Annotated in this window: 25 protein-coding genes; 17 read left to right on the top strand and 8 right to left on the bottom strand. The window is 65.6% G+C overall.

Translation table 11 applies throughout. From position 1 onward, the window contains the following. Nucleotides 1-56: 56 nt before the first annotated feature. The 3 genes from hyi to ACSQ8Y_RS15035 all read right to left on the bottom strand — a co-directional run bounded on the left by hyi (nucleotide 57) and on the right by ACSQ8Y_RS15035 (nucleotide 3,317). Nucleotides 57-815 (bottom strand): hydroxypyruvate isomerase, encoded by a 759-nt coding sequence (hyi, locus tag ACSQ8Y_RS15045; RefSeq protein ID WP_436269831.1) that lies wholly within the window; start codon nucleotides 813-815, stop codon nucleotides 57-59. Further along, nucleotides 707-2,326, bottom strand: coding sequence for a DEAD/DEAH box helicase (locus ACSQ8Y_RS15040; RefSeq protein WP_436267263.1), 1,620 nt, complete (start codon nucleotides 2,324-2,326; stop codon nucleotides 707-709). The genes hyi and ACSQ8Y_RS15040 overlap by 109 nt, the downstream gene beginning before the upstream one ends. A 208-nt stretch (nucleotides 2,327-2,534) precedes the next feature. After that, complete coding sequence (locus ACSQ8Y_RS15035; protein ID WP_436269830.1) at nucleotides 2,535-3,317, bottom strand: inositol monophosphatase family protein; 783 nt, start codon at nucleotides 3,315-3,317, stop codon at nucleotides 2,535-2,537. Between the two features lie 169 nt (nucleotides 3,318-3,486). Here ACSQ8Y_RS15035 and ACSQ8Y_RS15030 point away from each other — a divergent pair, with 169 nt between their 5' ends. Next, complete coding sequence (locus tag ACSQ8Y_RS15030) at nucleotides 3,487-4,275, top strand: RNA methyltransferase (protein ID WP_436267262.1); 789 nt, start codon at nucleotides 3,487-3,489, stop codon at nucleotides 4,273-4,275. Nucleotides 4,276-4,279: 4 nt separating this feature from the next. Here ACSQ8Y_RS15030 and ACSQ8Y_RS15025 read toward each other — a convergent pair whose 3' ends face one another. Then, on the bottom strand, nucleotides 4,280-4,978 hold the full coding sequence (locus tag ACSQ8Y_RS15025; RefSeq protein WP_436267261.1) for an FFLEELY motif protein: 699 nt from the start codon (nucleotides 4,976-4,978) through the stop codon (nucleotides 4,280-4,282). A gap of 106 nt (nucleotides 4,979-5,084) precedes the next feature. Here ACSQ8Y_RS15025 and ACSQ8Y_RS15020 point away from each other — a divergent pair, with 106 nt between their 5' ends. The 5 genes from ACSQ8Y_RS15020 to ACSQ8Y_RS15000 all read left to right on the top strand — a co-directional run bounded on the left by ACSQ8Y_RS15020 (nucleotide 5,085) and on the right by ACSQ8Y_RS15000 (nucleotide 13,231). Beyond that, nucleotides 5,085-5,603, top strand: a complete 519-nt coding sequence (locus tag ACSQ8Y_RS15020) for a hypothetical protein (protein ID WP_436267260.1) — start codon at nucleotides 5,085-5,087, stop codon at nucleotides 5,601-5,603. Beyond that, nucleotides 5,603-7,366 carry a GMC family oxidoreductase N-terminal domain-containing protein gene (locus ACSQ8Y_RS15015; protein WP_436267259.1) on the top strand — a complete coding sequence of 588 codons (1,764 nt, stop codon included), beginning with the start codon at nucleotides 5,603-5,605 and terminating at the stop codon, nucleotides 7,364-7,366. The genes ACSQ8Y_RS15020 and ACSQ8Y_RS15015 overlap by 1 nt, the downstream gene beginning before the upstream one ends. A 7-nt stretch (nucleotides 7,367-7,373) precedes the next feature. After that, entirely contained in the window at nucleotides 7,374-8,300 is a 927-nt protein-coding gene (locus tag ACSQ8Y_RS15010) for an esterase/lipase family protein (protein WP_436267258.1), read from the top strand. 96 nt (nucleotides 8,301-8,396) lie between these two features. Continuing rightward, a complete protein-coding gene (locus ACSQ8Y_RS15005; protein ID WP_436267257.1) occupies nucleotides 8,397-9,569 on the top strand; it encodes an ATP-binding protein in 1,173 nt (390 codons plus the stop codon). A 29-nt stretch (nucleotides 9,570-9,598) separates the two neighbouring features. After that, on the top strand, nucleotides 9,599-13,231 hold the full coding sequence (locus ACSQ8Y_RS15000) for an EAL domain-containing protein (protein WP_436267256.1): 3,633 nt from the start codon (nucleotides 9,599-9,601) through the stop codon (nucleotides 13,229-13,231). A gap of 152 nt (nucleotides 13,232-13,383) precedes the next feature. On the opposite strand, the gene ACSQ8Y_RS14995 is transcribed toward ACSQ8Y_RS15000, so the two are convergent. Continuing rightward, nucleotides 13,384-15,372: an SDR family oxidoreductase gene (locus tag ACSQ8Y_RS14995; protein ID WP_436267255.1), complete on the bottom strand. Its 1,989-nt coding sequence runs from the start codon at nucleotides 15,370-15,372 to the stop codon at nucleotides 13,384-13,386. 195 nt (nucleotides 15,373-15,567) lie between these two features. Between ACSQ8Y_RS14995 and ACSQ8Y_RS14990 the strand changes: the two genes are divergently transcribed. From ACSQ8Y_RS14990 to ACSQ8Y_RS14970, 5 genes are all read left to right on the top strand, one after another. Further along, the gene (locus ACSQ8Y_RS14990; RefSeq protein WP_436267254.1) at nucleotides 15,568-16,230 is read left to right on the top strand and encodes a phasin family protein; all 663 of its coding nucleotides are present in this window, start codon (nucleotides 15,568-15,570) and stop codon (nucleotides 16,228-16,230) included. A 130-nt stretch (nucleotides 16,231-16,360) separates the two neighbouring features. Then, nucleotides 16,361-17,587: a patatin-like phospholipase family protein gene (locus ACSQ8Y_RS14985; protein WP_436267253.1), complete on the top strand. Its 1,227-nt coding sequence runs from the start codon at nucleotides 16,361-16,363 to the stop codon at nucleotides 17,585-17,587. A 70-nt stretch (nucleotides 17,588-17,657) separates the two neighbouring features. Continuing rightward, nucleotides 17,658-18,323 (top strand): TetR/AcrR family transcriptional regulator, encoded by a 666-nt coding sequence (locus ACSQ8Y_RS14980; RefSeq protein ID WP_436267252.1) that lies wholly within the window; start codon nucleotides 17,658-17,660, stop codon nucleotides 18,321-18,323. A 10-nt stretch (nucleotides 18,324-18,333) separates the two neighbouring features. Next, nucleotides 18,334-19,110, top strand: coding sequence for a hypothetical protein (locus ACSQ8Y_RS14975; protein WP_436267251.1), 777 nt, complete (start codon nucleotides 18,334-18,336; stop codon nucleotides 19,108-19,110). Between the two features lie 2 nt (nucleotides 19,111-19,112). Then, the gene (locus ACSQ8Y_RS14970) at nucleotides 19,113-19,646 is read left to right on the top strand and encodes a TIGR00730 family Rossman fold protein (RefSeq protein WP_436267250.1); all 534 of its coding nucleotides are present in this window, start codon (nucleotides 19,113-19,115) and stop codon (nucleotides 19,644-19,646) included. Between the two features lie 132 nt (nucleotides 19,647-19,778). Here ACSQ8Y_RS14970 and ACSQ8Y_RS14965 read toward each other — a convergent pair whose 3' ends face one another. Further along, nucleotides 19,779-20,294: a YgjP-like metallopeptidase domain-containing protein gene (locus tag ACSQ8Y_RS14965; RefSeq protein WP_436267249.1), complete on the bottom strand. Its 516-nt coding sequence runs from the start codon at nucleotides 20,292-20,294 to the stop codon at nucleotides 19,779-19,781. A 137-nt stretch (nucleotides 20,295-20,431) separates the two neighbouring features. Between ACSQ8Y_RS14965 and modA the strand changes: the two genes are divergently transcribed. The 4 genes from modA to ACSQ8Y_RS14945 are packed head-to-tail and all read left to right on the top strand — an operon-like array spanning nucleotide 20,432 to nucleotide 23,336. Continuing rightward, complete coding sequence (modA, locus tag ACSQ8Y_RS14960; protein WP_436267248.1) at nucleotides 20,432-21,175, top strand: molybdate ABC transporter substrate-binding protein; 744 nt, start codon at nucleotides 20,432-20,434, stop codon at nucleotides 21,173-21,175. A gap of 3 nt (nucleotides 21,176-21,178) precedes the next feature. Then, on the top strand, nucleotides 21,179-21,844 hold the full coding sequence (gene modB, locus ACSQ8Y_RS14955; protein WP_436267247.1) for a molybdate ABC transporter permease subunit: 666 nt from the start codon (nucleotides 21,179-21,181) through the stop codon (nucleotides 21,842-21,844). A gap of 3 nt (nucleotides 21,845-21,847) precedes the next feature. Next, on the top strand, nucleotides 21,848-22,531 hold the full coding sequence (locus ACSQ8Y_RS14950; protein WP_436267246.1) for a sulfate/molybdate ABC transporter ATP-binding protein: 684 nt from the start codon (nucleotides 21,848-21,850) through the stop codon (nucleotides 22,529-22,531). Beyond that, on the top strand, nucleotides 22,521-23,336 hold the full coding sequence (locus tag ACSQ8Y_RS14945) for a TOBE domain-containing protein (protein ID WP_436267245.1): 816 nt from the start codon (nucleotides 22,521-22,523) through the stop codon (nucleotides 23,334-23,336). The genes ACSQ8Y_RS14950 and ACSQ8Y_RS14945 overlap by 11 nt, the downstream gene beginning before the upstream one ends. A 97-nt stretch (nucleotides 23,337-23,433) precedes the next feature. On the opposite strand, the gene ACSQ8Y_RS14940 is transcribed toward ACSQ8Y_RS14945, so the two are convergent. Then, nucleotides 23,434-23,769 (bottom strand): KGG domain-containing protein, encoded by a 336-nt coding sequence (locus ACSQ8Y_RS14940; RefSeq protein WP_436267244.1) that lies wholly within the window; start codon nucleotides 23,767-23,769, stop codon nucleotides 23,434-23,436. 101 nt (nucleotides 23,770-23,870) lie between these two features. Continuing rightward, entirely contained in the window at nucleotides 23,871-24,896 is a 1,026-nt protein-coding gene (locus ACSQ8Y_RS14935; RefSeq protein WP_436267243.1) for an NADP-dependent oxidoreductase, read from the bottom strand. Between the two features lie 140 nt (nucleotides 24,897-25,036). Between ACSQ8Y_RS14935 and purU the strand changes: the two genes are divergently transcribed. Continuing rightward, nucleotides 25,037-25,906, top strand: coding sequence for a formyltetrahydrofolate deformylase (gene purU, locus ACSQ8Y_RS14930; protein WP_436267242.1), 870 nt, complete (start codon nucleotides 25,037-25,039; stop codon nucleotides 25,904-25,906). Between the two features lie 27 nt (nucleotides 25,907-25,933). Continuing rightward, the gene (locus ACSQ8Y_RS14925; RefSeq protein ID WP_436267241.1) at nucleotides 25,934-26,476 is read left to right on the top strand and encodes a YaeQ family protein; all 543 of its coding nucleotides are present in this window, start codon (nucleotides 25,934-25,936) and stop codon (nucleotides 26,474-26,476) included. Nucleotides 26,477-26,481 lie beyond the last annotated feature (5 nt).

Genomic DNA, 26,481 nt, shown 5'->3' with positions numbered 1-26,481 from the left:
CCGCGCAAATTCCGGGGCTTTGCGCTAGCGCAAAGGGGCGCGATTGGATGGCGGCATCAGCCGCCGGCGCCCTGGCGCGCCAGCCAGCCCAGGCCGTCGGCGGTGCCGGCCAGCGGATGGTATTCGCAGCCTATCCAGCCGTCGTAGCCCAGCTCGTCGAGCAGCTGGAACAGGAAGGGATAGTTGATTTCGCCGGTGCCCGGCTCGTGGCGGCCGGGCGTGTCGGCCAGCTGCATGTGGCCGATGCGGGGCAGGCAGGCGCGGATGGTGTTGGCCAGTTCGCCCTCCATGCGTTGCATGTGGTAGATGTCGTACTGCAGCCAGACGTTGCTGCGCGCGCAGGCGTCGATGATGTCGAGCGCCTGGCCGCTGCGGTTGAGGAAGTAGCCCGGGATGTCGTAGGTGTTGATGGGTTCGATCAGCACCCGGATGCCGTGCTCCTGGCAGCGGTCGGCCGCGTACTGCAGGTTGGCCACCAGGGTTTCGTGGGCGCGCTCCGGCGCCAGGCCGCCGGGCAGTTTGCCCGCCATGCAGTGCAGTCGCGTGACCCCCAGCTCGGTCGCGAACGCGATGGCTTGCTGCACGCCGACGCGGAATTCGTCGGACCGGCGCGGATCGCAGGCCATGCCCCGGTCGCCGGCGCTCCAGTCGCCGGGCGGCATATTGTGCAGCACCAGCTGCAATTGGTGGCGGTGCAGGCGCTCGCTCAGCTGGTCCGGATCGTAGGCGTAGGGAAAGAGGAATTCGACGGCGTCGAAGCCGGCCTGCCGCGCGGCCGCGAAGCGGTCCAGGAAGGGCAGGTCGGTGAACAGCATGGACAGATTGGCAGCGAACTTGGGCATGGCTCGTCCATAAAAAAAGGAGGCAGAGTCAATATTTTAATTGACCCTGCCTCCTTTATCGAGACTTCGTGCTTAGCGGCCGCGGCCGCCCGAGCGGTGCGGCGGCGCCGCGCGCGGGGCGCTGCGGCCGCCGCCGGGGCTGCCGGGGCACGGCCTGCGCCGCCGCCGTTGCCACCGCCGTTGCCGCCGCCCGCGCTGCGCGGTTTGCCAGCGCCGGCAGCGCCGGCCGCCGGCTTGGCACGGCCGCCGTTGCCGCCGCCACCCTGGCGCGGGGCATTGCGGTGGCCGCCGCCGCCGCTGCGCAGCTGGATAGGCTGGGCGCGCGCGTTCGGATCCGGCTCGAAGCCCGGGATCACTTCACGCGTCAGCGTCTGCTTGATCAGCTTCTCGATGTCTTTGAGCATGGTGTGCTCGTCCACGCAGACCAGCGACACGGCTTCGCCGGTGGCGCCGGCGCGGCCGGTGCGGCCGATGCGGTGCACATAGTCTTCCGGCACGTTCGGCAGGTCGTAGTTGACCACGTGCGGCAGCTGGTCGATGTCGATGCCGCGCGCGGCGATGTCGGTGGCGACCAGCACTTGCAGCGTGTTGTCCTTGAACTCGGCCAGCGCGCGGGTGCGGGCGGCCTGGCTCTTGTTGCCGTGGATGGCCATGGCGCCGATGCCGTCCGCGCCCAGCTGTTCAACGAGCTTGTTGGCGCCGTGCTTGGTGCGCGTAAACACCAGCACCTGGGTCCACTTGTGGGTGCGGATCAGATGCGACAGCATGGGGTGCTTCTTGTCGCGGTCGACGGGGTGCACTTTCTGGGCGATCACTTCCACGGTCGAGTTGCGGCGCGCCACTTCGATGGTGGCCGGGCTGTCCAGCAGGTTGTCGGCCAGGGCCTTGATCTCGTCCGAGAAGGTGGCCGAGAACAGCAGGTTCTGGCGCTTCGGCGGCAGGGCGGCCAGCACTTTCTTGATGTCGCGGATGAAGCCCATGTCCAGCATGCGGTCGGCTTCGTCCAGGATCAGGATCTCGACCTTGCTCAGGTCTATGGTCTTTTGCATCATGTGGTCGAGCAGCCGGCCCGGCGTCGCCACCAGGATGTCGACGCCGTGGCGCAGCTGCTTGATCTGCGGGTTGATGCTGACGCCGCCGAAAATGACGGCCGAGTTCAGATGAGTGTACTTGCCGTAGACGCGCACGCTTTCCTCGACCTGGGCCGCGAGTTCGCGGGTCGGGGTCAGGATCAGCGCGCGGATCGGACGGGCGGCGGTGCGGTTGCTCAGCTTGGCGCCGTTGGCGTCGGTCGACAGGCGGTGCAGGATGGGCAGGGTGAAGCCGGCGGTCTTGCCGGTACCGGTCTGCGCGCCGGCCAGCAGGTCGCCGCCGTTCAGAACAGCCGGGATCGCTTGGGTCTGGATAGGCGTCGGCGTGGTGTAACCGTTGTCGGCGACAGCGCGGACGATGGCGTCGGACAGACCAAGGGTGGAAAATGACATGATGACTTTTAGTTAAGATCGGCTCGTCGCTTTTTGGGCGCCAGTCGGAGGCAATCAGTTTTTACTCGGGGTGGCGGCCGTGGACTGGTTGAGTTGCCGCACCGTGCAGTATAACAGCTTCGGGACACTGAAGTTGCGATACGGAAATGGAAAAGGGGCGATCCGCCCCTTTAATTTGTAACAAAGTTACGCAAACGATGACTATAAGTTAAGCAAACTCCGCCAGCAGGCCTATCATCTGGCCGAACACCTTCGGGCTGCCGGCAATGACGTTGCCCTTGTGCAGATAGTCGGACTCGCCGTTGAACTCGGCGATGATGCCGCCCGCTTCGGACACCATCAGCGCGCCGGCCGCGATGTCCCATGGCTGCAGGCCTTTTTCATAATAGCCGTCGAGCTTGCCGGCGGCGACGTAAGCCAGGTCCAGCGCGGCCGAACCGGCGCGGCGCACGCCCTGGCTGCGTTCCGCCATGATGCCGTACATTTTCAGGTATTCGGTCAGCGCGCCCGGGTTGCCGGCCTTGTAGCCGGTGCCCAGCAGGGCGTTGTTGATGCGGTCCAGCTTGCCGACCCGGATGCGTTTTTCGTTCAGGTAGGCGCCGGCGCCCTTGGTGGCGGTGAACAGGTCGTTGCGCACCGGGTCGTAGATCACCGCCTGCGTGACGACGCCGCGCTGCTGCAGCGCGATCGAAATGCAATATTGCGGGAAGCCGTGCATGAAGTTGGTGGTGCCGTCCAGCGGATCGATGATCCACACGTACTCGCTCTCGTCGTTCACATTGGCCGATGCGCCGGATTCCTCGGCCAGGAAGCCGTGGCCGGGGTAGGCCTTGCTCAGCACCTCGATGATGGCCTGTTCGGCAGCGGTGTCGACGTCGGTGACGAAGTCGTTGTGTTGCTTCTCGTTGACGATGACGCGGTCGAGGTCGAAACTGGCGCGGTTGATGACGGCGGCGCCGCGACGGGCGGCTTTGATCGCCGTATTGAGCATTGGGTGCATAGTAGCTTCCGTTTAAAAAAACGCTGCTGCCCGCCGGGCGCGTAGCATCCAGGCAGGTTGGCATGTGAACGATTGTAAGAAAGAGCGGTGCGGGAACGGGTTGGACTGGTTAAAATGCCACCGGAATCCATCTCGAACGCGCGTAATGGCGCTATTTTAAATGAAGCAGCCTCAAAATACAGCGACTCTTTTTCATCGGCTACGAATAATTCTGGTGGAAACTAGCCGTCCTGGCAACATTGGCTCGGTGGCGAGGGCGATGAAAACCATGGGTTTTGGCGAGCTGGTGCTGGTCAATCCGCGCTTCGACGGCGCGCTCGAACACGAGGAGGCGGTCGCTTTCGCCAGCGGCGCGCAGGACATCCTGGCCTCGGCGCGTATCGTCGGCAGCATGGCCGAGGCGCTGGAGGGCATACACTTCGCGGCCGCCGTGTCGGCGCGGCTGCGCGAGTATTCGCCGCCGGTGCTGGCGCCGCGCCAGTTCGCCGAGCAGGCGGCCGGCGGCGGGCTGCACGCGGCCCTGATCTTCGGCAACGAGCGCTTCGGCCTGCCCAACGAGATCGTGGAAAAGTGCAATGTGCTGATCAATATTCCGGCCAATCCCGACTATTCCTCGCTGAACCTGGCGCAGGCGGCGCAGGTGCTGGTCTATGAGTGCCGCATGGCGGCCCTGGCCGCGCCTGCCATGGCTGCCACGCCTGCCGAGCCTGCCGAAGCCGCCGCAGCGGGCATCGGTTTCCAGGGCGAGGCGGCCAGCCTGACCCAGATCGACGCCATGTACGAGCACCTGGAGCAGGCGCTGGTGGCGATCGGCTTCCTCGACGCGAGCAATCCGCGCAAGCTGATGCCGCGCCTCAAACGCATGTTCTCGCGCACCCGGCTCGAGACCGAGGAAGTGAACATCCTGCGCGGCATCGCGCGCAAGATCATGGGCAAAGACCCCCAATAGACCGCTACAGCAGGTCGAACGGCGCCGCGTGGCGCTGGTAGATGCGCTCCATGACGGCGCGCTCGCGGCGGCAGATGGTGGCAACGAAATCCTTGGGCCGCTGCATGCGCTTGAAGGCTGAAAATCCCCGTTCCAGGAATTGCTGCAGCCCGCCCAGGCCGGCCATGCGGGCCGGACCGCGCATCAGCACCAGGGTGGCGTTCAGCATGCGGATGCGCACCAGCTGGCTCAGGGAATCGCCCAGCGCCTGCACCAGGTCGAGCTGGCGCGCGCGGTCGGCCGGGGTCATCGCGGCGCGGTAGGCGACGATGTAGTCCGCTTCCGTGAACTCCGGGCCCAGCAGCTTGGCCATGGCCGTGTCCAGCCGCTCGGCCAGCGCGTCGAGCTGCATGGCGTCGGTGACGGTTTGCAGGGCGTCGGCCGGCAGCACGCGCTGCATGGTCGGGGCGATGCGCTCCAGGTCGGTGTCGCGCTGGCTCAGGTCGTGCGTGCCGTACAACTCTTCCAGGAAAAACAAGACCGCATGGTGGGTGTCGGGCGAGTCCAGCAGGTCGGCGTGGCTGCGCTTGAGGCGGGCCGCCTGGAAGGCCTTCAGCGCCAGCCGCGCCGAACGCAGGGCAGGGTCGCGCTCGGCGACCTGGCGCTCCAGCCGCGCTACGCGCAACTGCTGTTCGAGCGGGCTCAGGGTCTTTTCATTTGTCATAGGTGAATTTTTACCAGATGGAAGTAGACAGGTGGCTCTATTTTTTGCAGCGGAAGGGCGCGCGAGACTGTCGTACACTGAAAAAAACAAGGGGAAGATCAGAGACATGTTGAAGCGCAGGACATTTTTGAAGACGGGCGTGCTGGGCGCGCTGGCGCTGGCGGCGGGCGGGGCGCTGTACCGCACGGTGCAAGGCGCCGCGCCGCTCGGACGCTACGTGCTGGACGGCGAGGCGCGCGCGGTGCTGGCGGCCGTCGTGCCGGCCATCGTCGGCCCCATGCTGCCGCGGGAGGCCGCCGCGCGCGGCGCCGCCGTGGCGCGCACCGTGGACGGCGTGCAGCAGGCCATCGCCAGTTTGCCGCTGGGCACCCAGAAGGAAGTGCAGGATCTGTTCGGCCTGCTGGCGCTGGCGCCCGCGCGCCGCCTGCTGGCCGGTGTGCCCGCCTGGCGCGACACCACGCCCGAGCAGGCATCGGCCTTCCTGCAAGGCTGGCGCACGCACCGGTTCGAGATGCTGCAGACGGCCTACCATGCGCTGCACGACCTGGTGCTGGGCGCCTGGTACGCCGACCCGGCCAGCTGGGCCGCCACCGGCTATCCCGGCCCGATCAAGGAGCTGAGCTGATGAACGCCGCTACGAGCAGCAATGTGATTCCCGACCCCATCGTCGCCGGCCTGGCGCGCGGCTGGAAAGTGGTGGACTGCGCCACGCTGGACCTGGACCGCGGTTTCGAGGCCGACGTCGTCGTCATCGGCAGCGGCGCGGGCGGCGGCGTGACGGCCGAGATGCTGGCCCTGGCCGGGCTGACCGTCATTATCATGGAGGAGGGCGCGCTGAAGTCCTCCAGCGACTTCAAGATGCGCGAGGCGGACGCCTACCCGGCGCTGTACCAGGAGGCGGGCGCGCGCAAGACGCGCGACAAGGGCATCAACATCCTGCAGGGCCGCACCGTGGGCGGCTCGACCACCGTCAACTGGACCTCCAGCTTCCGCACGCCGCCGGCCACGCTGGGCTACTGGCAGCGCCAGTTCGGCCTGGCGGACTACACGCAGGAGGCGCTGGCGCCGTGGTTCGGCATGATGGAGCAGCGCCTGCACATCGCGCCCTGGGACGTGCCGCCCAATGAGAACAACGATCTGCTGCGGCGCGGGGCCGCCAGGCTGGGCATTCCGACCGCGGCCATCCGGCGCAACGTCAACGGCTGCTGGAACCTCGGCTATTGCGGCATGGGCTGCCCGACGAACGCCAAGCAGTCGATGCTGGTGACCACCATCCCGTCCGCGCTGGACCGCGGCGCGACCTTGCTCACGCGCGCCCGCGCCGAGCGGCTGGTGTTCAAGAACGGCCGGGTCGACCATGTCGTCGCGACGGCGCTGAGCGCGGACGGCCTGGCGCCCACCGGCCGCCGCGTGACCGTGCGTGCGCGCCATTACGTGGTGGCGGGCGGCGCCATCAACACGCCCGGCCTGCTGCTGCGCTCGGGCGCGCCGGATCCGTACGGCCTGCTGGGCAAGCGCACCTTTTTGCACCCGACCATCATCTCGTCCGGCCTGTTCGAGCAGCGCGTGGACGGCTATGCCGGCGCGCCGCAGTCGATCTATTCCGACCATTTCCTGGAAACCCAGGCCATCGACGGAGCGGCCGGCTACAAGCTGGAGGCGCCGCCGCTGCACCCCTTGCTCCTGTCGACCACGATGGCCGGCTTCGGCGAGGAACACGCCGCCATGATGCGCCAGTTCACGCACGTGCAAGGCTTGCTGGCGCTGCTGCGCGACGGCTTCCATGGCGAGGCGCAGGGCGGCAGCGTGGCGCTCGACAGCCGCGGCGCCCCGGTGCTCGACTACCGCATCACGCCTTTCCTGTGGGACGGCATGCGGCGCGGCCTGCTGAGCATGGCCGAGATCCAGTTCGCGGCCGGGGCGCGCAGCGTGCTGCCGGTGCACGAGCTGGCGCAGAGCTACACCAGCTGGACGCGGGCGCGCCAGGCCATCAATGCGCTGCCGTTCAAGAATTTGCTGATGCGGGTCGTGTCGGCGCACGTGATGGGCGGCTGCGGCATGGCGGCCGATCCGCGGCGCGGCGTGGTGGACGGCGATGGCCGCTATCACGGCGTGGCCAACCTGTCGGTGCACGACGGCTCGCTGTTCCCGACCTCGATAGGCGCCAACCCGCAATTGTCGATCTACGGCATCACGGCGCGGCTGGCCAGCGGGCTGGCCGAGCGGCTGACCGGCAAAGCGGCGCCGCGCCCGGCGCCGGCAGGCAGCCCGGCGGCGCCCGCCGCCTTGCCCACCGCCGAGCCTGCCGGTGCTCCGGTCGCCGCGCATGCCGGGACGCCTGGCGCGGCAGCCGGACCGGCGCGCTTTCCGCTGACGCGGGCAGCTTGAGGCTGCCATGGCCCGCCGCATCCTGCTGCTCATCATGCTGGTGCAGCTGATCGCCGGGCTGGCGATCGCCCGCGCGGTGGCAGGCTGGTGGCCGGCCGGCGGCTGGCCGGCCGGACTGCTGCTGGCGCTGGCCAGCGTCTTGCTGGTGAGAATGGTAATTTCCAGTAACAATTTCCGCATGGCCCGTCGTGCCGGCAGCGCCGTTCCGGCCGGCCATGCGCTCTCTCTGGGAGGGCGGCTGCGCCTGTTCTGGGGCGAATTCAGCTCGTCCATGGGGACTTCCTCGTGGACGATGTTGCGTCCACGCACCACCTTGCACATCGCCAGTGGCGAGCAGGGCCTGCCCGTGCTGCTGGTGCACGGCTACGGCTGCAACGGCGGCTACTGGACCCGGCTCGCGATGCGCCTGAGCGCCGCCGGCAAGAGCTGGCTGGCAGTGGACCTGGAACCGATCGGCGCCGGCATCGACGACTACGCGCCGCTGATCGAGGCCGCCCTGGCGCGGCTGTGCGCCGCCAGCGGCAAGCCGCGCGCCATCGTGGTCGGCCACAGCATGGGCGGGCTGGCCGCGCGCGCCCATCTGCGCCGCTATGGCGACGCCCGCGTGGCGCACGTCATCACGGTCGGCGCGCCGCACCACGGCACCGCGCTGGCCAACTTCGGCCCGGGCCTGAACGCGCGCCAGATGCAGCGCGGCTCGGCCTGGCTGGCCGAACTGGCGGCCTCGGAAACGCCGCAAACGCGGGCCCTGATCACCTCGCTGTGGTCGCACCACGACAATATCGTCGCACCGCAAGAGTCGGCCCGCCTGCGCGGCGCCGGGAACGTCGAATTCGGCGGTATCGGCCATGTCGAACTCGGTTCGCACCCCCGCGTGCTGCGCTTCATCCTCGACGAAATCAACAGAATGGACAGTGCCCGTATCGTTAGGTAGACTGGATTGGTAAGCGGCAACATGCGGAGCGAGCGCAATGCGATTTTCGTGACTATTGGTGAGAATCGGCGCGATCACTTGCTGTATGGTTATTGCATGCGCACAGCCCAAGGCAACACGATGCCCATAGACTTCGCCAAGCTCATTTCGGAAGAATCGCCCGACGCCGTCATCCTGACCGCGCCGGGCGGCGCCATTGTCGGCTGGACGCGCGGCGCCCAGGCCATGTTCGGCTACACCGAACAGGAGGCGCTGGGGCGGCGCCTCGGCATGCTGCTGCCGCCCGGCCTGTGCGACGACGGCGACGCGATCGAGCGCCACGTCTTCGAACACGGCCAGGCGCACTACGAATCGCTGTGGCACCATAAAGACGGCACGCCGCTGCCGGTGGACTGCGTGGCCAAGGCGGTGGCCGCCGGGCCGGGGCGGGATGCGCTGGTGCTGAGCGCGGTGCGCTTCGCCACCGGCCGCCAACGCATGGAACAGCAATCGTCACAGCAATCGGCACAGCAATCGACACAGCAGTTGAAACAGCAGCTGAGCGAGAGCCACCGCGAGCTGCGCGACGCGCACCTGGCCAAGGACCGTTTCCTGGCCAGCATGTCGCACGAACTGCGCACGCCGCTGAACGCCATCATCGGCTTCGCCGGCACGCTGCTGATGAGGCTGCCTGGCCCGCTGACGCCGGAGCAGGAGCGCCAGCTGCGCACCGTGCAGGCCAGCGCGCGCCAGTTGCTGGCGCTGATTAACGATTTGCTTGACCTGACCAAGATCGCTTCGGGTAAAGTGGAGTTGAACATGGAGGCGCTGGAGTGCCACGCGCTCATTTCGGAGCTACTTCCGGTATTCCAGCCGCAAGCCCATCAGAAAGGATTGCAGTTTGACTTCAGCGCCCCCGACGACGACATCAATGTGCACGGCGACCGCCGCGCCATGCAGCAGATCCTGGTGAACCTGTTGACCAACGCGATTAAATATACCGACAGCGGGGCCGTGCGCATCGAACTCGATACCGCCGACGTGAACGGGCGCGCCTGCGCCACCGTCAGCGTGTGCGACACCGGCGTCGGCATCGCGCCGGACCACCAGCAGATGCTGTGCCAGGCCTTCAGCCAGATCGGCGAGGGGCCGGCGCTGCAGTTCGAGGGCACCGGCCTGGGCTTGCATCTGAGCCAGCGCCTGGCCCACCTGCTGCACGGGCAGATCAGTTTTGAAAGCCGCCAGGGGGCGGGCAGCGTATTCACGCTGGCCGTGCCGCTGGAGGCGTAGTACCGCTAAATTAACTCGGGAGTGCCAACGTGTCCGCACGCATCCTTATCATTGAAGACAACCCGACCAACATGGAGTTGATGGTGTACCTGCTCAACGCCTTCGGCTATACACCGCTGATGGCGCATGACGGGGAGGAGGGCGTGGCCGCCGCGCGGCGCGAGCGGCCCGACCTGATCATCTGCGACGTGCACCTGCCCAAGCTGGACGGCTACGGCGTGGTGGCGCAGCTCAAGCAGGACCCGGCGCTGCGCCCCATCCCCACGCTGGCGGTGACGGCGCTGGCCATGGTGGGCGACCGCGAGCGGCTGCTGGCGGCCGGCTTCGACGGCTACATCGGCAAGCCCATCGAGCCGGACACTTTTGTCGCCCAGATCGAGTCTTTTCTGCCGGGGGAGGAGTCGGCCCCGGTTAAATCCGACATCGCCACCATCCTCATCGTCGACGACCATGTGCTGAACCGCGAATTCCTGATGACCTTGCTCGGCTACGGCGGCCACCGCCTGCTGGAAGCGTCCAACGGCGCCGAGGGGCTGAAGATGGTCAACGCCGAACGGCCCGACCTGGTGATTTCGGACATCCTGATGCCCAACATGGACGGCTACGAGTTCGTCACGCGCATGCACAGCAATCCGGACACGGCGCACGTGCCCATCATCTTCTACACCGCCACCTACCGCGAGCGCGAGGCGATGGCCGTGGCCGAGGCCTGCGGCGTGCGCTGGGTGCTGCCCAAGCCGTCCGACCCGGACGTGATCCTGCGCACGGTGCACGAGGCGCTGGGCGTGGCGCACGACGTCGACGACGAAGTGCCGCAGTTCGCGCCCGAGCCGCCCAGCGGCGGGCGCTTCCTCGACATCGACCACAAGGTGGCCGAGTACCTGGGCGAGCTGGAATCGAGCAGCCAGCTCATTTCGGCGCTGGCCAGCACCGGCGACGCGCCCGAACCGGGCGCCGAGCACCTGACGTCGATGACGGAGCGGCTGTCGCGCTCCCTGTCCAGCCTGCAGGCGGTGAGCTTGCGGCTGACGGCGCTGATCGAGCTGGGCATCGAACTGGGCGCCGAGCGCGACCCGCAGGCGCTGATCGAAGTGGGCTGCCGCGTGGCGCAGAACATCTGCGTGTCGAAATACGCCTGCATCGGCGTGCTGGAGGCGGGCGCGCAGGAGCTGAGCTATTTCGCCGCCTGCGGCGTGGGCCAGCAGGCGCGCCTGATCGCCTCGACGCCGCGCGCCGGCGTGCTGGGCGGGCTGCTGGAACAGCGCCAGCCGGTGCGCATCGACGCGCTGCCGGGCGACCCGCAGGCGATCGGCCTGCCGGATAGCCATCCACCCGTGCATTCTTTCCTCGGCGTGCCGATCGCCTCGCGCGAGCGCACCCACGGCTGGCTCTACCTGGCCGACAAGCTGGGCGCGGACAGCTTCAGCGAAGTCGACGAACGCGTCGCCGCCACGGTGGCCGCGCAGATCGCCGGCGCCTACGAGAACCTGCTGCTGTACGACCAGATCCGGCGCCACCACGCGCAGCTGCAGCTGGACATGAACGCCCGCATCCGCCTCGACGAGGACTTGCGGCGCTTCCGCCTGGCGATGGACGCCACCGCCGACGCCATCTTCCTGGTCGACCGGGCCGGCATGTGCTTTGTCGACGTCAACGCCACCGCCTGCCGCATGCTGGGCTACCTGCGCGAGGATTTCCTCAAGGTCGGACCGAACAAGTCCATCGAAGGCGACCTGCGCAAGCTGGAGGACCTGTACGACAAGCTGCTGGCGGGCGACCAGAGCGGCGCGATGGCCGAGCTGCTGCTGCAGCGCAAGGACGGCACGCCGCTGTCGGTCGAAGTGCAGCGCCGCACGCTGCGCTCGGGCCAGAGCTGGATCCTGGTGGCCGTGGCGCGCGACATCACCGAGCGCAAGGAGGCCGAGCAGCGCCTGCTGAAACTGGCCCATTTCGATACCCTGACCGGGCTGCCCAACCGCAGCCAGTTCTACGATTCGCTGACCCATTCGCTGAGCCAGGCCGGCGAACACAAATGGTCGCTGGCGGTGCTGTTCCTGGACATGGACCGCTTCAAGAACATCAATGACACCTTGGGCCACACCATAGGCGACGAACTGCTGCGCCAGTTCTCCAGCCGCCTGGTCGACTGCCTGCGCGTGCGCGACACGATAGGGCGCTTCGGCGGCGACGAATTCGCCGCCATCCTGATGCTGCCCGAGGGCGCGCAGAACGCCATCGCCGTGGTCGACAAGATCCGCGAAGCCATGCGCAAGCCCTTCGACCTGAAAGGGCACGAGGTGACGGTGACTGCCAGCATCGGCATCTCCGTGTTCCCCGACGACGGCAGCGACGCCGACACGCTGATCCAGTACGCCGACACCGCCATGTACCGCGCCAAGGAGGCCGGGCGCGACGCCTTCCGCTTCTTCACCGCCGAAATGAACGCGCAGTCGCTGGCGCGGCTGGACATGGAGAACGCGCTGCGGCGCGCCATCGACAACGGCGAGTTCGTGCTGTACTACCAGCCCAAGATCGACATCGGCACCGGCCGCATCAGCGGCGCCGAGGCGCTGATACGCTGGGCGAGGCCCGGCCACGGCATGGTCTCGCCGGCGCTGTTCATCCCCATCCTGGAGGAGACCGGGCTGATCGTGCGCGTCGGCACCTGGGTGCTCAACGAGGCCTGCCGCAAGATCGCCGAATGGGGCAAGACCCGCATCGGCGCGGTGCACCTGTCGGTCAACGTGTCGGGCATCCAGTTCTTCGTCGGCGGGCTGGAAGAGGAGGTCATGCGCGCCATCAAGGAGCACGACATCGCGCCCGAGCTGCTGGAGCTGGAACTGACCGAAAGCTCGCTGATGTCGAACGCGGAAGAAACGATCACCGTGCTGCAGAACCTCAAAAAACTCGGCATCCAGATTTCGATCGACGACTTCGGCACCGGCTATTCCTCGCTGGCCTACCTGAAGCGCTTCCCGATCGACAAGCTGAAGATCGACATCGCCTTCGTGCGCGAAGTGACCAGCAACCCGGACGACGCGGCCATCGTGCTGGCCATCATCAACATGGCGCACAGCCTGAAGCTGCAGGTGATCGCCGAGGGCGTCGAGCGCGACGCCCAGCTGGCCTATTTGCGCCGCCACAACTGCGACGAGATGCAGGGCTACTACTTCAGCCGCCCGCTGCCGGAGGAGGAATTCGAGGCCATGCTGAGGGAAGGAAAATACCTGCAGGCGCCGGTGGAGGAAAACCAGCTCGACCAGCAAACCCTGCTGATCGTCGACGACGACGCCTTCATGCTCGACGTGCTGAGCGACTTCCTGTCGCAGGACGGCTACCGCATCCTGACGGCGCAGACGGCGGCCGAGGGCTTCGACATATTGGCGCGCCACCAGGTGCAGGTGATCCTGTGCGACCAGTGCATGCCGCTGATGAGCGGCACCGAGTTCATGGAGCGGGTGAAGAATCTGGCGCCGGACACCTTCCGCATCATGTTGTCGGCCTATGCGGACCTGACGCCCATCATGGCCGCCATCAACCACGGCGCGATCGACCGCTTCTACACCAAGCCATGGAAGGGGGCGGTGCTGCGCGAGAACATCCGCGAGGGCTTCCGCCTGCACAGCCAGCTGCACGGCCAGGCGTCCGCCGCAGCGGCGTAGGTGGTAGCGCAGGTGGTGGCGTTGGGGGATGGCGGCTGCGCGGCCTGCTGCGCGCGCGGCGGCCGGCGCCGCTTGGGGACGGTTCCCGCAGGATCGGGAGCAGCCCCGCTGGGGCTACTTCCCTCATCGCCGCGCCGGCAGTGGAGGATGGCCTAGAAGTGCACGCCGCGCAGCAGCTGCTGCATGGCGATCTGCTCGGACGACATCTGGGGCGCCTTCTTGCCGTCGGCGCCTTTGGCCGCATCCGAATCCGGGAACATGCGGAAGCTGGTGTTGAGCACGATCTGCGCCACGCGCGGCATCACCGCGTGCAGCACCTGGCCGAAGATGCCGACGCGGGTGGCGATGCGCACCGGCTTGTACACGATGGCGTTGGCGATCAGGTCGCCCGCTTCCTCCGGCGACAGGGTCGGCACGTTCTGGTAGATCTTGGTCGGCGCGATCATCGGCGTGCGCACCAGCGGCATGTTGATGGTGGTGAACTTGATGCCCAGGTCCTGCAGCTCGGACGAGGCGCAACGGGTCCACGCGTCCAGCGCCGCTTTCGAGGCCACGTAGGCCGAAAAGCGCGGCGCGTTGGTCAGCACGCCGATGGACGAAATATTGATCACGTGGCCGCGCTTCTTGGCCGTCATCGACGGCAGCAGCGCCATGGTCAGGCGCAGCGCGCCGAAGTAGTTCAGCTGCATGGTGCGCTCGAAGTCGTGGAAGCGGTCGTAGCTCGCTTCGATGGCGCGGCGGATCGAACGGCCGGCGTTGTTGACCAGCACGTCGACGCCGCCGTGGTTGGCGATCAGCACCTGCGCGAAGCGGTCGCAGTCGGCCATGTCGGACAGGTCGGCCGGGTAGGTGATCAGCTCGAAGCCGCGCGCCTCCACTTCCTTCTTCGCCTCGGCCAGCTTGTCCTCGTCGCGGCCGCAGATGATGGTGATGGCGCCCGCTTCGGCCAGCTTGTGCGCCGCCGCCAGGCCGATGCCGGACGAGCCGCCCGTCACCAGCACCACTTTGCCGGCCACCTGGCCGCGCAGGGTGCGGTCGATGAACAGGTCGGGGTCGAGCTTGCGTTCCCAGTAGTCCCAGACCGGCGCGGCATATTGCTCCAGCGGCGGGCAGGCGATGCCGGTGCCCTTGAGCGCTTGCGCCGTGTCGCGGTTGTCGAAGCGGGTCGGGTAGTTCACGAACGTCATCAGGTCCGGCGGCAGGCCCAGGTCCTTCATCACGGCGTCGCGTACGCGGCGTACCGGCGAGAGGGCGAACACGCCTTTCTTGATGCTCTTCGGTATGAAGCCGAACAGCGCCGCGTTGATGCGGATGCTCATGGTCGGCGCGTGCGCCGCGCGGCAGAAGGTGTTCAGCACTTCGCCCACGCGCATCGGTTCCGGATCGGTCAGGTGGAAGGCGCGGCCGTCCAGCTTGGGCAGGTGCGAAATGTGGTCCATCGCGTTGACCACGTAGTCCACCGGCACGATGTTGATGCGGCCGCCTTCGATGCCGATGGTCGGCATCCATGGCGGCAGCAATTGGCGGATGCGCTGGATCAGCTTGAAGAAGTAATAGGGACCGTCGATCTTGTCCATTTCGCCGGTCCTGGAATCGCCCACCACCAGGCCGGGGCGATAGACGCGCCATGCCCCCTTGGTTTCATTGCGGACGATTTTTTCGGATTCGTGTTTGGTGGCGAAATAGGGATGGTCGAGATTTTCCGCTTCGTCGAACATGTCTTCGCGGAAGATGCCTTCAAACATGCCGGCGGCGGCAATGGAGCTCACATGGTGGACGATGCCGGCCTGGATCGCGTTCGCGAAATCGACCGCGTTGCGCGTGCCCTCCACGTTCACGGCGAGCTGCTCGTCGGCGTCGGCCAGCATGTCGTAGATGGCGGCCAGGTGGTAGAAGTGATTGACCGTCTTGGCGAGATTCTTGGTATCGTCCTTGGAGACGCCCAGCCTGGCGCTGCGCAGGTCGCCGAATACCGGGATGGCGCGGGCCTTGGTGGTGCCCCAATACTCATACAGGTCAGCCAGTTTTTCCTTGCTGCTCTCTCGCATCAGGAAATACACAACGCTGCCTTTGCGTGCCAACAGCTTTTTCACCAGCCGTTTACCTATAAAACCCGTCGCTCCAGTAACAAAATATTGCATTAAGTCTCTCCTTTATTCTTGGGGTATCTGCCGCGAGGCAATCATTACAGGATAGGCAACAAATGGCAAGCGATGTTGTGTAGTTGATTAGAACCGGCACTCTATCCCATTAGAAGCCCGTCTCTAGAAATGATGCCTAAAATGTTTTCATCGAAAGAAGAATCCGATTAAACGTAAGACTCAATGGAGCCCACTATGGTCAAGAAACTCAAAACCCTCGCCAAGGCCGACGACAAACAATTGGCTAGCGCCGTGCGCAACTCCGCGCAGCAAATCTGGCAAGCCGGTCTGGGCGCTTTCGCCAAGGCACAGGAAGAAGGCGGCCGCGTCTTCGCCAAGCTGGTAAAGGAAGGCACTGCGCTGCAACAGCGCACCCGCGACCTGGCCGAAGATAAAGTATCCGAAGTGCGCGAAACCGTGTCGGGCGTGGGCAAGCAGGCCGCCGGCTCGTGGGACAAGCTGGAACAGGTGTTCGAAGACCGCGTATCGCGCGCCCTGGGCACCATCGGCGTACCGACCCAGAAGGATGTGCAGGAACTGAACGCCCGTGTTGAAGCGCTGACCAAGGCGGTTGAAGAACTGACCGGCAAGAAGATCGCGCCGGCCAAGGCCAAGCCGGCCGCTAAAGCTGCCGCCAAGCCGGCGGCCAAGGTTGCCGCCAAGCCGGCCGCCAAAGCCGCTCCTAAAGCCGCCGCCAAGCCAGCCGCCAAAGCTGCCACCAAAGTTGCCACCAAAGCTGCCGCGAAGCCGGCCGCCAAGACTGCGCCCAAGGCCAAGGCCGCCGCTGCCAAAGCTGCCGCCCCGATCGCTTTCCCGACCGCAGCGTCGGTAAGCGAAGCCGCCAAGAAAGCCGCCTAAGCAGGCTGTACCGGTTCCCTCGGTCCTCCTCCCCCGGTCCGTTCGCGGACCGGGTCCGAGGGAATGCTGAAGATGTCCAGGCCTGCGCATTGCGCGGGCCTTTGCTTTTCTAGTTGATGTAGTGAGAGTTATGCCCACCACCAAGCAAAACAAGCAGGGCAAGCACGGCAGGCCGCCGGCGGCCGCGTCCAGGGTCGGCCTGGCGCTGGCCGGCGGCGGGCCTCTGGCCGTCGTCTATGAGATCGGCGCGCTGGCCGCCATCGAGGAAGCCATTGAAGGCCTGGACCTGAACGATGCCGAGATTTACGTCGGCGTGAGCGCCGGCGCCATCATCAGCGCGGCGCTGGCCAATGGCTACACGCCGCACCAGATGTGCCGCTTGTTCATCGAGAGCGATGTCAAGGGCGCCGAGGGCGCCATGCTGTTCAAGCCGGAAACGCTGCTGCGGCCGGCCTTGCGCGAATTCGGCCGCCGCGCGCGCATGCTGCCCGGCCTGCTGGCCGGCGGCGCGCTGCACTATGCGCGCCAGCGCAGCAGCCTGGCGTCGTCCTTCGAACGCCTGACCGAGGCGCTGCCGGCCGGCTTCCTGTCCGGCGACGCCATCGGCAACTTCCTCAAGGCCGCCTTCGCCGCCGAGGGCCGCAGCAACGACTTCCGCAAACTGCCGCGCAATCTGCGCATCGTCGCCACCGACCTGGACACCGGCAAGGCCGTCTGTTTCGGCGAGCCCGGCTGGGACAGCACGCCGATCTCGGTCGCCGTGCAAGCGAGCTCGGCCGTGCCCGGCCTGTTCCCGCCGGTCGAAATCGGCGGCCACCATTTCGTCGACGGCGCGCTGCGCAAGACCATGCACGGCTCGATCGCGCTCGAGCACGGCGTCGACCTGCTACTGTGCGTGAACCCCATCGTGCCCTACAACGCCCGCTTCAAGCGCGGCGCGCGCAAGCTGACCAACGGCGGCCTGATCGACGTGCTGTCGCAGACGGTGCGCTCCATCCTGCACTCGCGCCTGGAGACCGGCCTGGCCAGTTACCAGAACAGCCATCCGGAAGTGGACATCCTGCTGTTCCAGCCCAGCGAGGACGATGCCGAGCTGTTCTTCACCAATATGTTCAGCTACAACAACCGCCGCCGCACCTGCGAGCAGGCCTACCAGAACACGCGGCTGATGCTGTGGCAGCAGCGCCACGTACTGGGTCCGAAACTGGCGCGGCACAAGATGAAGCTGAAGCTGTCGGTGCTGCAGGACACCAGCCTGAGCCTGGTGCGCCAGCCGCCGCGCCGCAAGGCGCTGGGCCGGCTCGACGCGGCGCTGGCGGACCTGGAACGCTACCTGAAAGTCGCCCATGGGCATTGACCGGTTCGCCGTTTCTAAAAGCGCATCATCGGTGTTATCCTTGCAGGAAGAAAAACAAAGAACAGCCGCCATGCTACAGAAAGCCCCTCGCCGTACCCGCGAACGAATTCTTGAATTATCCCTCCGCCTCTTCAACGAATTCGGCGAGCCTAACATCACGACGACGGTCATTGCGGAGGAGATGAATATCTCCCCAGGTAATCTGTATTACCACTTCCGTAACAAGGACGATATCGTCAATTCGATCTTCTCGCAGTTCGAACACGAGATCGAGCGCATATTGCAGGTGCCGGACGGCCGCCGTTCGAATATCGAGGACGTGTGGCTGTATTTGCACCTGATGTTCGAGTTGATCTGGCGTTATCGCTTCTTCTATCGCGATCTGAACGACCTGCTGTCGCGCAACCGCAAGCTCGAATTGCATTTCAAGCAGATCCTGGCGCACAAGATCAAGGTGGCCAAACAGCTGTGCGAAGACCTGCGCACGGAAAAATCGCTGGAGGCATCCGACGCCGTGATCGACGCCATGTCGACCAATATGGTGGTGGTGGCGACATACTGGCTGTCCTACGAATATGTGCGCAATCCGCGCAAATACAGCGAGCAGCAATCGATGGCGGACGCCCTGGCGCGCGGCTGCTATCAGGTGCTGTCGCTGATCGGCCCGTATCTGCGCAACGAGACGCAGCTGCTATTCCAGAAACTGTCCGAAGAATACTTAAAAAAGATCACATAAGGAGATAAGCATGGCATGGAAGACCTTCCCGTATACGGATGACGCTTACGTTTACACCGCGGCGAGCCTGAAGAAAGCCTGGCCTGGCCTGCACGCGGCGGACGCCGAGCCGTTCCCGGCCAAGGCCGGACTGGTGGAGGCCTGGATCGCTTACCATGCGGGCGATTTCGAGCAGGCCGCCGAGCTGGGGCTGGCGCAAGGCATGGACGGCTACGCAGCCGCGCACCGCGCCACCTGCATGTACGCCACTTATCTCGAAGCGAGCGAAAAGAAAAAGCTGGCGCTATACCTGGAGGTGGCCGAGCGCTGCGAACAGCAACAGAAGGAGCAGCCGAAGAACGCCGCCGGCTACTACTGGCACGCCTACTCGCTGGGCCGCTACGCGCAGGGCATCTCGGTGGTCAAGGCGCTGGCGCAAGGGATAGGCGCCAAGGTCAAGAACAGCCTGGACATGGCGATCAAGCTGGCGCCCAAGCACGCCGACGCGCACATCGCGCTGGGCAGCTACCACGCCGAGATCGTCGACAAGGTCGGCGCCATGATAGGCGGCCTGACCTACGGCGCCAAAAAAGACGAAGGCTACAAGCTGTTCAAGAAAGCGCTGGAGTTCAATCCGGAAAGCGCAATCGCCCGCATCGAATACGCGAATGCGCTGGTCATGCTGGACGGGAAGAAGAAAATGGAAGAAGCTGTCGCCTTGTACGAAGAGGCGGCCGCGCACGATGCGCGCGATGCGACCGAGCGGCTGGACGTGGAACTGGCGAAGGCCGAATTAGAGGACGAATGAACGTGAAATCGTTGTGTGTGTACTGCGGCGCCAATGGCGGCGCCTCGCCGCGTTACGCGGAAGCCGCCAGGGCGCTGGCGCGCGGCATGGTGGAGATGAACTTGTCGCTGGTGTACGGCGGCGGCAATGTCGGCCTGATGGGCATCATTGCCGACGAAGTGCTGCGGCTGGGTGGTGAAGTCACGGGCGTGATTCCCAGCGCGCTGGTCGAGCGCGAAGTGGCGCACACCGGCTTGACGCGCCAGTTCGTCGTCAAGGACATGCACGAGCGCAAAGCCATGATGGCGCAACTGGCCGACGGCTTTATCGCCATGCCCGGCGGCATGGGCACGATGGAAGAGTTGTTCGAGATGCTGACCTGGTCCCAGCTCGGCATCCACAGCAAGCGGGTAGGGCTGTTGAACGTGGACGGCTTCTACGACAGCCTGGTCGGCTTCATCGGCCACGCCACAGAACAAGGCTTCATCCGCCCGCAGCACGCCGAGATGATGATGGTCGAATCCGACCCCGGTTCCCTGTTGCAACGCTTCCTCTAAGCCCCTCCCAACACGCAAAAAGGAAAAAGGGGCCAGGGTCAAATATTAAAAAGGGTCAGGGTTATTTATTGCTCCGGGCGGGAATAATTCACCCTGGCCCCTTTTCCGAACCGGGCGCCTCGCTGCGGCGCTTCAGCCGAGCTGCCAGAGCCGCTGGCCGCTGATGTCGAGCTGCGTCAGGTAGAGGCGCAGGTCGAACTCGTACTGGTGGTAGTTCGGCTCCATATAGGTGCACAGCTTGTAGAAAGCCTTGTCGTGCTGCTTTTCCTTCACGTGCGCCAGTTCGTGCACGGCTATCATGCGCAGGAATTCGAGCGGCACTTCCTTGAACATCGCCGCCACGCGGATTTCGTGCTTGGCTTTCAGTTTGCCGCCTTGTACCCGGGAGATCGAGGTATGCAGCCCCAGCGCATGGTTGATCACGTGGATCTTGCTGTCGAACGCCACCTTGTCGATCGGCGCGGCGTTGCGCAAATGCTCGCTCTTTAACTCCTGCACGTACTGGTACAGCCCCTTGTCGGTGCGGATGCCGTGCGCGGACGGGTAGCGCTTGAGCAGTACTTCACCCAGCTTGTCCTGGGCGATCAGTTGCTGGACTTGCTGTTGCATTTGCTCGGAATAGGCGCTGAGGTACTTCAGGGGCTGCATGGCTGGCTGCTGGCTCGGACTGGGGAGGCGAGAATGTACCACATAATTACTTCCCGATACCTGGACTTGTCCCCCGGATATGCGTGGCGCTATATAATCGGCTATATTGCGGTTTCCGACCGATGAGGGAGTGCCTGATGCTGAAGATTTGTCTCGCCGCTGCGCTGGCGTCCGCCATGGGCACTGCCGCTGCCGCCGACATCACCGTTTCCGCCGCCGCCAGCCTGGGCAACGCATTCAAGGAACTGTCGCAGGCTTACGAGGCCGCGCATCCCGGCGACAAGGTGCTGCTGAACTTCGCCGCCTCCGATGCGCTGGTGCAGCAGATCGCCAGGGGCGCCCCGGTCGATGTCTTCGCCTCCGCCGACCAGGACGCGATGGACAAGGCCGAGGCCCGGCACTTGCTGGCCCCCGGCACCCGCAGCAACTTCGCCGGCAACACGCTGGTGCTGATCGTGCCCGCCGCCAGCACCTTGCCGGTCAAGGATCTGGCCGGCTTGCGCCTGCCCGCAGTGGCCAGGATAGCCATGGGCAATCCTGCCGGCGTGCCGGCGGGCCGCTACGCCAAGCAGGCGCTGGACAAGGCCGGCCTGTGGGCCGCCGTGGAAGCGAAGCTGATCTTCGGCAGCTCGGTGCGCCAGAGCCTGGACTATGTGGCGCGCGGCGAAGTCGACGCCGGTTTCGTCTACGCCACCGATGCGCTGGCGATGAAGGACAAAGTGAGGGTGGCGCTGCCGGTGCCGCTGGCCACGGCCGTGACCTATCCCATCGCCGCCATCCGCAGCGCGCCCAATGCCGCGGGCGCGAACACATTCCTGGCCTTCGCGCTGGCGCCCGCCGGGCAGGCCATCCTGGCCAGGCACGGCTTCGGGCGTCCGTAAGCGATGGCGTCCGCGTGGATCGCATTGGCCCTGTCGCTGAAGGTCGCGCTGTGGGCGACCTTGCTGGACGTGGCGTTCGGCGTGGCGTTCGGCTATCTGCTGGCGCGCACCCGCTTCCCCGGCCGCGACACGCTGGACGCTATCCTCACCCTGCCGATGGTGCTGCCGCCGACGGTGCTGGGCTACTACCTGCTGGTGCTGATCGGCCGCAACGGCCCGCTCGGCCACTGGCTGCAGCAGCACTTCGGCATCAACCTGATCTTCACCTGGCAAGCCGCCGTGCTGGCCGCCGCCGTGGTGGCTTTCCCGCTGGTGCTGAAAGCGGCGCGCTCCGCGTTTGAAACGGTGGACACGCAACTGGAAGACGCCGGCCGCGTGCTGGGCGTCTCCGCCTTCGGCGTCTTCCTGCGCGTGACGCTGCCGCTGGCTTGGCGCGGCGTCCTGGCCGGCACCTTGCTCGCCTTCGCCCGCTCGATGGGCGAGTTCGGCGCCACGCTGATGGTGGCGGGCAGCATCCCCGGCAAGACGCAGACCTTGTCCATCGCCGTGTACGAGGCGGTGCAGGCGGGGCAGGACGACACCGCCAATCTGCTGGTCATCATCACCTCGGTCACTTGCGTGACGGTGCTGGTGCTGGCCAACAAGCTTGCCCCCAACAGGAGCCTATAGCGTATGCAGATCCAGCTCGACATCACCAAGACCCTGCGCGCCGGCACGCGCGCATTCACGCTGAGGGCGCGGCTGCGCTCGGACAGCCGCCGCATCGTCATCTACGGCGCATCCGGCGCGGGCAAGAGCATGTTGCTGAAGGCGGTGGCCGGACTGATCACGCCGGACGCGGGCAGCATCGCGCTCGACGGCCGGCAGTTGTTCGACAGCGCGGCGCGCGTCAACCTGCCGGTGCAGCAGCGCCGCGTCGGCTATCTGTTCCAGGACTACGCGCTGTTCCCGCATCTGAACGTGCGGCAGAATATCGTGTTCGGCTTGCAACAGGGCTGGCTCAACCCGTCCCGCAAGGCCCACGGCCAGAAGCTCGATTACTGGCTGGCGGCCTTCCAGCTGCAGGCAGTGGCGCAGCAGTTTCCATCCCAGTTGTCCGGCGGCCAGCGTCAACGGGTGGCGCTGGCGCGCGCGCTGATTGCCGATCCGGCCGCGCTGCTGCTGGACGAGCCCTTTGCCGCGCTGGACCCGGCGCTGCGCGTGCGCATGCGCGAAGAGCTGGACGCGCTGCAGCGCCGGCTCGACATCCCCATGCTGCTCATTACCCACGACCCCGAGGACGCGAGCGTCTTCGGCGGCCATGTGCTGACGATGGCCGACGGCGCCATCCTGGAGGAGGGCGGCGATGCCTGGTGACGACAAGGAACTGGCCTTGCAGGGCAAGGTGTGGATGACGGTGGGCGGCCGGCAACTGGGCGGCTCCGACCGCGTGGCGCTGCTGGCCAGCATCGCCGAGCATGGCTCCATCACGCAGGCGGCCAAGGCCGTCAAGATGAGCTACAAGGGCGCCTGGGATGCCATCGAGGCGATGAACAACCTGGCGGGCGAGCCGCTGGTGGAGCGCCTGGCGGGCGGCAGGGGCGGCGGCGGCACGCGCCTGACGCGGCGCGGCGCGCAACTGGTGGAGAACTTCCTGCAAATCGAAGGCGCGCATCGCCGCTTTGTCGAACACCTGAGCCGCCAGTCGCACGCGCTGGCCGATGACTTTCTCTTGCTACAGACCATGAAAATGAAAACCAGCGCGCGCAACCACTTCGCCGGCAAGGTGGCCGAAGTCAAATCCGGCGCGGTGAACGACGAGGTGACGCTGGACATCGTCGGCGGCCAGCGCATCGTCGCCGTCATCACGCACGAAAGCACGGCCAGCCTGGGCCTGAAGGTCGGGACGGACGCCTTCGCGCTGGTGAAGGCATCGTCGGTAATCGTCGCCACGGGGACGGATGGCGCGCGGCTGTCGGCGCGCAACCAGTTGCAGGGCGTGGTGTCGCGTTTGCTGCGGGGTGGCGTCAGCGCGGACGTCAGCATCGCGTTGCCGGGCGGCGGCACCATAGGCGCCACCGTCACGCTGGAAAGCTGCGCTGCGCTGGCGCTGGAGGAGGGCATGGAAGTGACGGCCTTGTTCAAGGCCTCCAGCGTGATCGTCGGTGCACCCGGCGTTTAGCCGGGTGAGCGTTTAGCCGGGTGAGCATCCAGCCGGGTAAGCATTCAGCCGGGCCGGCTAATGGGCGCCGCCGTTCAGCCGGGGCGCAACGGCAGCGTCACTTCTCGTCCGGTTTGGTGTTGCCCTGGCGGTTGCCGGCCGCGCGGTTGGCCGATTGCCGGCTTTCGCCGCCCTTGCGGCCGATCTCCGCCATGTGCTCGCGGTCGCGGCTGACCGCTTCGCCGCCTTTCTGGCCGGCGCGGCGCGCTTCCTCGGAATCGAATTCGTGTGCCGTGCCTTTCTGGTGCGCGGCCTGGCCGCCCTTGCTGGCGATGCTGCGCTGCTGCGCTTCATCCATTGCCGCAAAGCCGCGTTTGGCCGTGCCTTTCTGACTGCTGGACGGCGCCGCCTTTTGACTGCTGCCTTTGTTTTGATCGCTTTGATTCGTAGCCATGACTCTTCTCCTTGAGCGTAGTAAACGTAAGACGGGCAGCCAAGCTGGCTGCTCCGTCAGTTAGAGAAGCGTCGGGCTAGTTAGTTCCGCAAGAATGACGTTCAGGCGACTTTCAGCACAAGTTTGCCAAAGTTTTTGCCCTCAAACAGCATCGTCAATGCTTTCGGGAAGTTTTCTATACCTTGCACCACGTCTTCCTTGCTCTTGATCTTGCCTTCCTTCAGCCAGCCCGCCAGCGCCGTGACGCCAAGGTGATAGCGGTCCGCGTAGTCGAACACCACCATGCCCTCCATGCGCGCGCGGTTCACCAGCAGCGACAGGTAGTTGGCCGGGCCTTTCACCGGCGTGGTGTTGTTGTACTGCGAAATCGCGCCGCAGATGACGATGCGCGCCTTCATGTTGATGCGCGTCAGCACCGTGTCGAGTATATCGCCGCCGACGTTGTCGAAGTACACGTCCACGCCTTTCGGGCAGTGTTCTTTCAAGCCGTCGCGCACCGAACCGGTCTTGTAGTCGATGCAGGCGTCGAAGCCCAGTTCATTGACGACGAAATCGCATTTCTCTTTGCCGCCGGCAATGCCGATCACACGGCAGCCCAGCTGCTTGGCCACCTGGCCCACGGTCTGGCCCACTGCGCCGGCCGCGCCGGACACCACCACGGTTTCGCCGGCTTTCGGCTGGCCCACTTCCAGCAGGCCGAAGTAGGCGGTCATGCCGGGCATGCCCAGGGTGTTCATCCAGGTGGTCAGCGGCGCCAGGCGCGCGTCGACCTTGAAGAAGGAGGCGCTCTTGTCGTCCGCCGGGCCTTGCCAGTAGGACTGCACGCCGATGCCGCCGGACACCACGTCGCCCACCGCGAACTTCGGCGATTTCGACGCCACCACTTCGCCGATGCCGCCCGCGCGCATCACTTCGCCGATGGCGACCGGGCGGATGTAGGATTTGGCGTCGTTCATCCAGCCGCGCATGGCCGGGTCGAGCGACAAGTAAAGGGTCTTGACGGTGATCTCGCCGTCGGCCAGCTCGGGCAGCGGCGCCGAAGCTTGCTGGAAGTCGGATGCTCGCGCCATGCCCACCGGACGGCTGGCCAGGCGGAATTGCAGGTTCTCCAAGGTGCTCGTTGTCATTTTTATGTCTCCAGAAAAGGTGAGTGCCTCACTATAAACCAAATTGAACGACCGTGCTATTTTTCAAAACAACAGCGATGCCGGGCTGGCATGCGACAATAGCGGGTTGATATTCGTCTAACCCTGATTCCTTTACGCTTATGACGCATCCTGAATACATCCTCACCCTGTCCTGCCTGGACCAGCGCGGCATCGTGCACCGCGTGTCGGGCTTCCTGGCTGAACACGGCTGTAACATCATAGACTCCGCGCAGTTCGGCGACGCGGAATCGCAGCTCTTTTTCATGCGCGTGCATTTTTCGCTCGACGAGCCGGGCGTCGACGACGCGCAGCTGCGCGCCGACTTCGGCCAGCTGGGCGAGTCCATGAAGCTGGACTGGGAGATGCGCGACGCGCGCGTCAAGCCGCGCGTGATGCTGATGGTGTCGAAAATCGGCCACTGCCTGAACGATTTGCTGTTCCGCTACAAGAGCGGCCTGCTGCCGGTGGAGATACCCGCCATCGTGTCCAACCACATGGACTTCTACCAGCTGGCGGCCAGCTACAACATTCCCTTCCACTACCTGCCGCTGGCGGCCGGTGCGCCGGAGGAAGCCAAGCTGGCGCAGGAAAACCGCATCATCGAGCTGATGGACAACCACCAGGTCGACCTGGTGGTGCTGGCGCGCTACATGCAGATCCTGTCGCCGCAGCTGTGCGCGCGCCTGAAGGGCAAAGCGATCAACATCCACCATTCCTTCCTGCCCAGTTTCAAGGGCGCCAAGCCGTACGCGCAGGCGCACCTGCGCGGCGTGAAACTGATCGGCGCCACCGCGCACTTCGTCACCAGCGACCTCGATGAAGGCCCGATCATCGAGCAGGACGTGGAACGGGTCGACCACTCGATGGATGCCGACACCCTGTCCGCCATCGGCCGCGACGTCGAGTGCGTGGTGCTGGCGCGCGCCGTCAAGTGGTTCGTGGAACACCGCGTGCTGCAGAACGGCGCCAAGACCGTCGTATTCAAATAACCCTTACCGAAGTTAGCGAAGTTAGCAATGGCCCTCAAAGCAACAATCTACAAAGCGGAACTATCGATTGCGGACATGGACCGCAACTACTACGACACGCACATCCTGACTTTGGCACGCCATCCGTCGGAAACCGACGAACGCATGATGGTGCGCCTGCTGGCCTTCGCCATCCACGCGCATGAGCACCTGAGTTTCACCAAGGGGCTGTTCGACACCGACGAGCCGGATCTGTGGCAGAAGGACTTCACCGGCGCGATCCAGCTGTGGGTGGAAGTGGGCCAGCCGGACGACAAGAAGTTGCTCAAGGGCGCAGGCCGTTCCGAGCAGGTGGTGGTCTACAGCTACAGCGCCACCAGCCATATCTGGTGGAAGGCGCTGGCCAACAAGGTCGAACGCGCCAAGAACCTGACGGTGATCAACCTGCCGTCCGAGGCGACCGAGCAGCTGGCCAAGATGGCCACCCGCAACATGCAGCTGCAATGCACGATCCAGGACAGCCAGATCTGGCTGACCGACGGCACCGAGACCGTACTGATCGAACGCGAAACCTTCAAGGGCGAGCGCTAGCCCGC

Source organism: Pseudoduganella sp. LjRoot289 (genome assembly GCF_964252925.1).
In the GTDB taxonomy this organism is placed as follows: Bacteria; Pseudomonadota; Gammaproteobacteria; order Burkholderiales; family Burkholderiaceae_D; genus Rugamonas.
The sequence above is the reverse complement of the archived record's forward strand: the minus strand, read 5'-3'. Positions and strand labels throughout refer to the sequence as shown.

What these genes read in the sequence shown, in the direction of transcription:
- hyi (WP_436269831.1), bottom strand. Translation starts at nt 815, where the DNA reads ATGCTGTTCACCGACCTGCCCTTCCTGGACCGCTTCGCGGCCGCGCGG.
- ACSQ8Y_RS15040 (WP_436267263.1), bottom strand. Translation starts at nt 2,326, where the DNA reads ATGTCATTTTCCACCCTTGGTCTGTCCGACGCCATCGTCCGCGCTGTC.
- ACSQ8Y_RS15035 (WP_436269830.1), bottom strand. Translation starts at nt 3,317, where the DNA reads ATGCTCAATACGGCGATCAAAGCCGCCCGTCGCGGCGCCGCCGTCATC.
- ACSQ8Y_RS15030 (WP_436267262.1), top strand. Translation starts at nt 3,487, where the DNA reads ATGAAGCAGCCTCAAAATACAGCGACTCTTTTTCATCGGCTACGAATA.
- ACSQ8Y_RS15025 (WP_436267261.1), bottom strand. Translation starts at nt 4,978, where the DNA reads ATGACAAATGAAAAGACCCTGAGCCCGCTCGAACAGCAGTTGCGCGTA.
- ACSQ8Y_RS15020 (WP_436267260.1), top strand. Translation starts at nt 5,085, where the DNA reads ATGTTGAAGCGCAGGACATTTTTGAAGACGGGCGTGCTGGGCGCGCTG.
- ACSQ8Y_RS15015 (WP_436267259.1), top strand. Translation starts at nt 5,603, where the DNA reads ATGAACGCCGCTACGAGCAGCAATGTGATTCCCGACCCCATCGTCGCC.
- ACSQ8Y_RS15010 (WP_436267258.1), top strand. Translation starts at nt 7,374, where the DNA reads ATGGCCCGCCGCATCCTGCTGCTCATCATGCTGGTGCAGCTGATCGCC.
- ACSQ8Y_RS15005 (WP_436267257.1), top strand. Translation starts at nt 8,397, where the DNA reads ATGCGCACAGCCCAAGGCAACACGATGCCCATAGACTTCGCCAAGCTC.
- ACSQ8Y_RS14995 (WP_436267255.1), bottom strand. Translation starts at nt 15,372, where the DNA reads ATGCAATATTTTGTTACTGGAGCGACGGGTTTTATAGGTAAACGGCTG.
- ACSQ8Y_RS14990 (WP_436267254.1), top strand. Translation starts at nt 15,568, where the DNA reads ATGGTCAAGAAACTCAAAACCCTCGCCAAGGCCGACGACAAACAATTG.
- ACSQ8Y_RS14985 (WP_436267253.1), top strand. Translation starts at nt 16,361, where the DNA reads ATGCCCACCACCAAGCAAAACAAGCAGGGCAAGCACGGCAGGCCGCCG.
- ACSQ8Y_RS14980 (WP_436267252.1), top strand. Translation starts at nt 17,658, where the DNA reads ATGCTACAGAAAGCCCCTCGCCGTACCCGCGAACGAATTCTTGAATTA.
- ACSQ8Y_RS14975 (WP_436267251.1), top strand. Translation starts at nt 18,334, where the DNA reads ATGGCATGGAAGACCTTCCCGTATACGGATGACGCTTACGTTTACACC.
- ACSQ8Y_RS14965 (WP_436267249.1), bottom strand. Translation starts at nt 20,294, where the DNA reads ATGCAGCCCCTGAAGTACCTCAGCGCCTATTCCGAGCAAATGCAACAG.
- modA (WP_436267248.1), top strand. Translation starts at nt 20,432, where the DNA reads ATGCTGAAGATTTGTCTCGCCGCTGCGCTGGCGTCCGCCATGGGCACT.
- modB (WP_436267247.1), top strand. Translation starts at nt 21,179, where the DNA reads ATGGCGTCCGCGTGGATCGCATTGGCCCTGTCGCTGAAGGTCGCGCTG.
- ACSQ8Y_RS14950 (WP_436267246.1), top strand. Translation starts at nt 21,848, where the DNA reads ATGCAGATCCAGCTCGACATCACCAAGACCCTGCGCGCCGGCACGCGC.
- ACSQ8Y_RS14945 (WP_436267245.1), top strand. Translation starts at nt 22,521, where the DNA reads ATGCCTGGTGACGACAAGGAACTGGCCTTGCAGGGCAAGGTGTGGATG.
- ACSQ8Y_RS14940 (WP_436267244.1), bottom strand. Translation starts at nt 23,769, where the DNA reads ATGGCTACGAATCAAAGCGATCAAAACAAAGGCAGCAGTCAAAAGGCG.
- ACSQ8Y_RS14935 (WP_436267243.1), bottom strand. Translation starts at nt 24,896, where the DNA reads ATGACAACGAGCACCTTGGAGAACCTGCAATTCCGCCTGGCCAGCCGT.
- purU (WP_436267242.1), top strand. Translation starts at nt 25,037, where the DNA reads ATGACGCATCCTGAATACATCCTCACCCTGTCCTGCCTGGACCAGCGC.
- ACSQ8Y_RS14925 (WP_436267241.1), top strand. Translation starts at nt 25,934, where the DNA reads ATGGCCCTCAAAGCAACAATCTACAAAGCGGAACTATCGATTGCGGAC.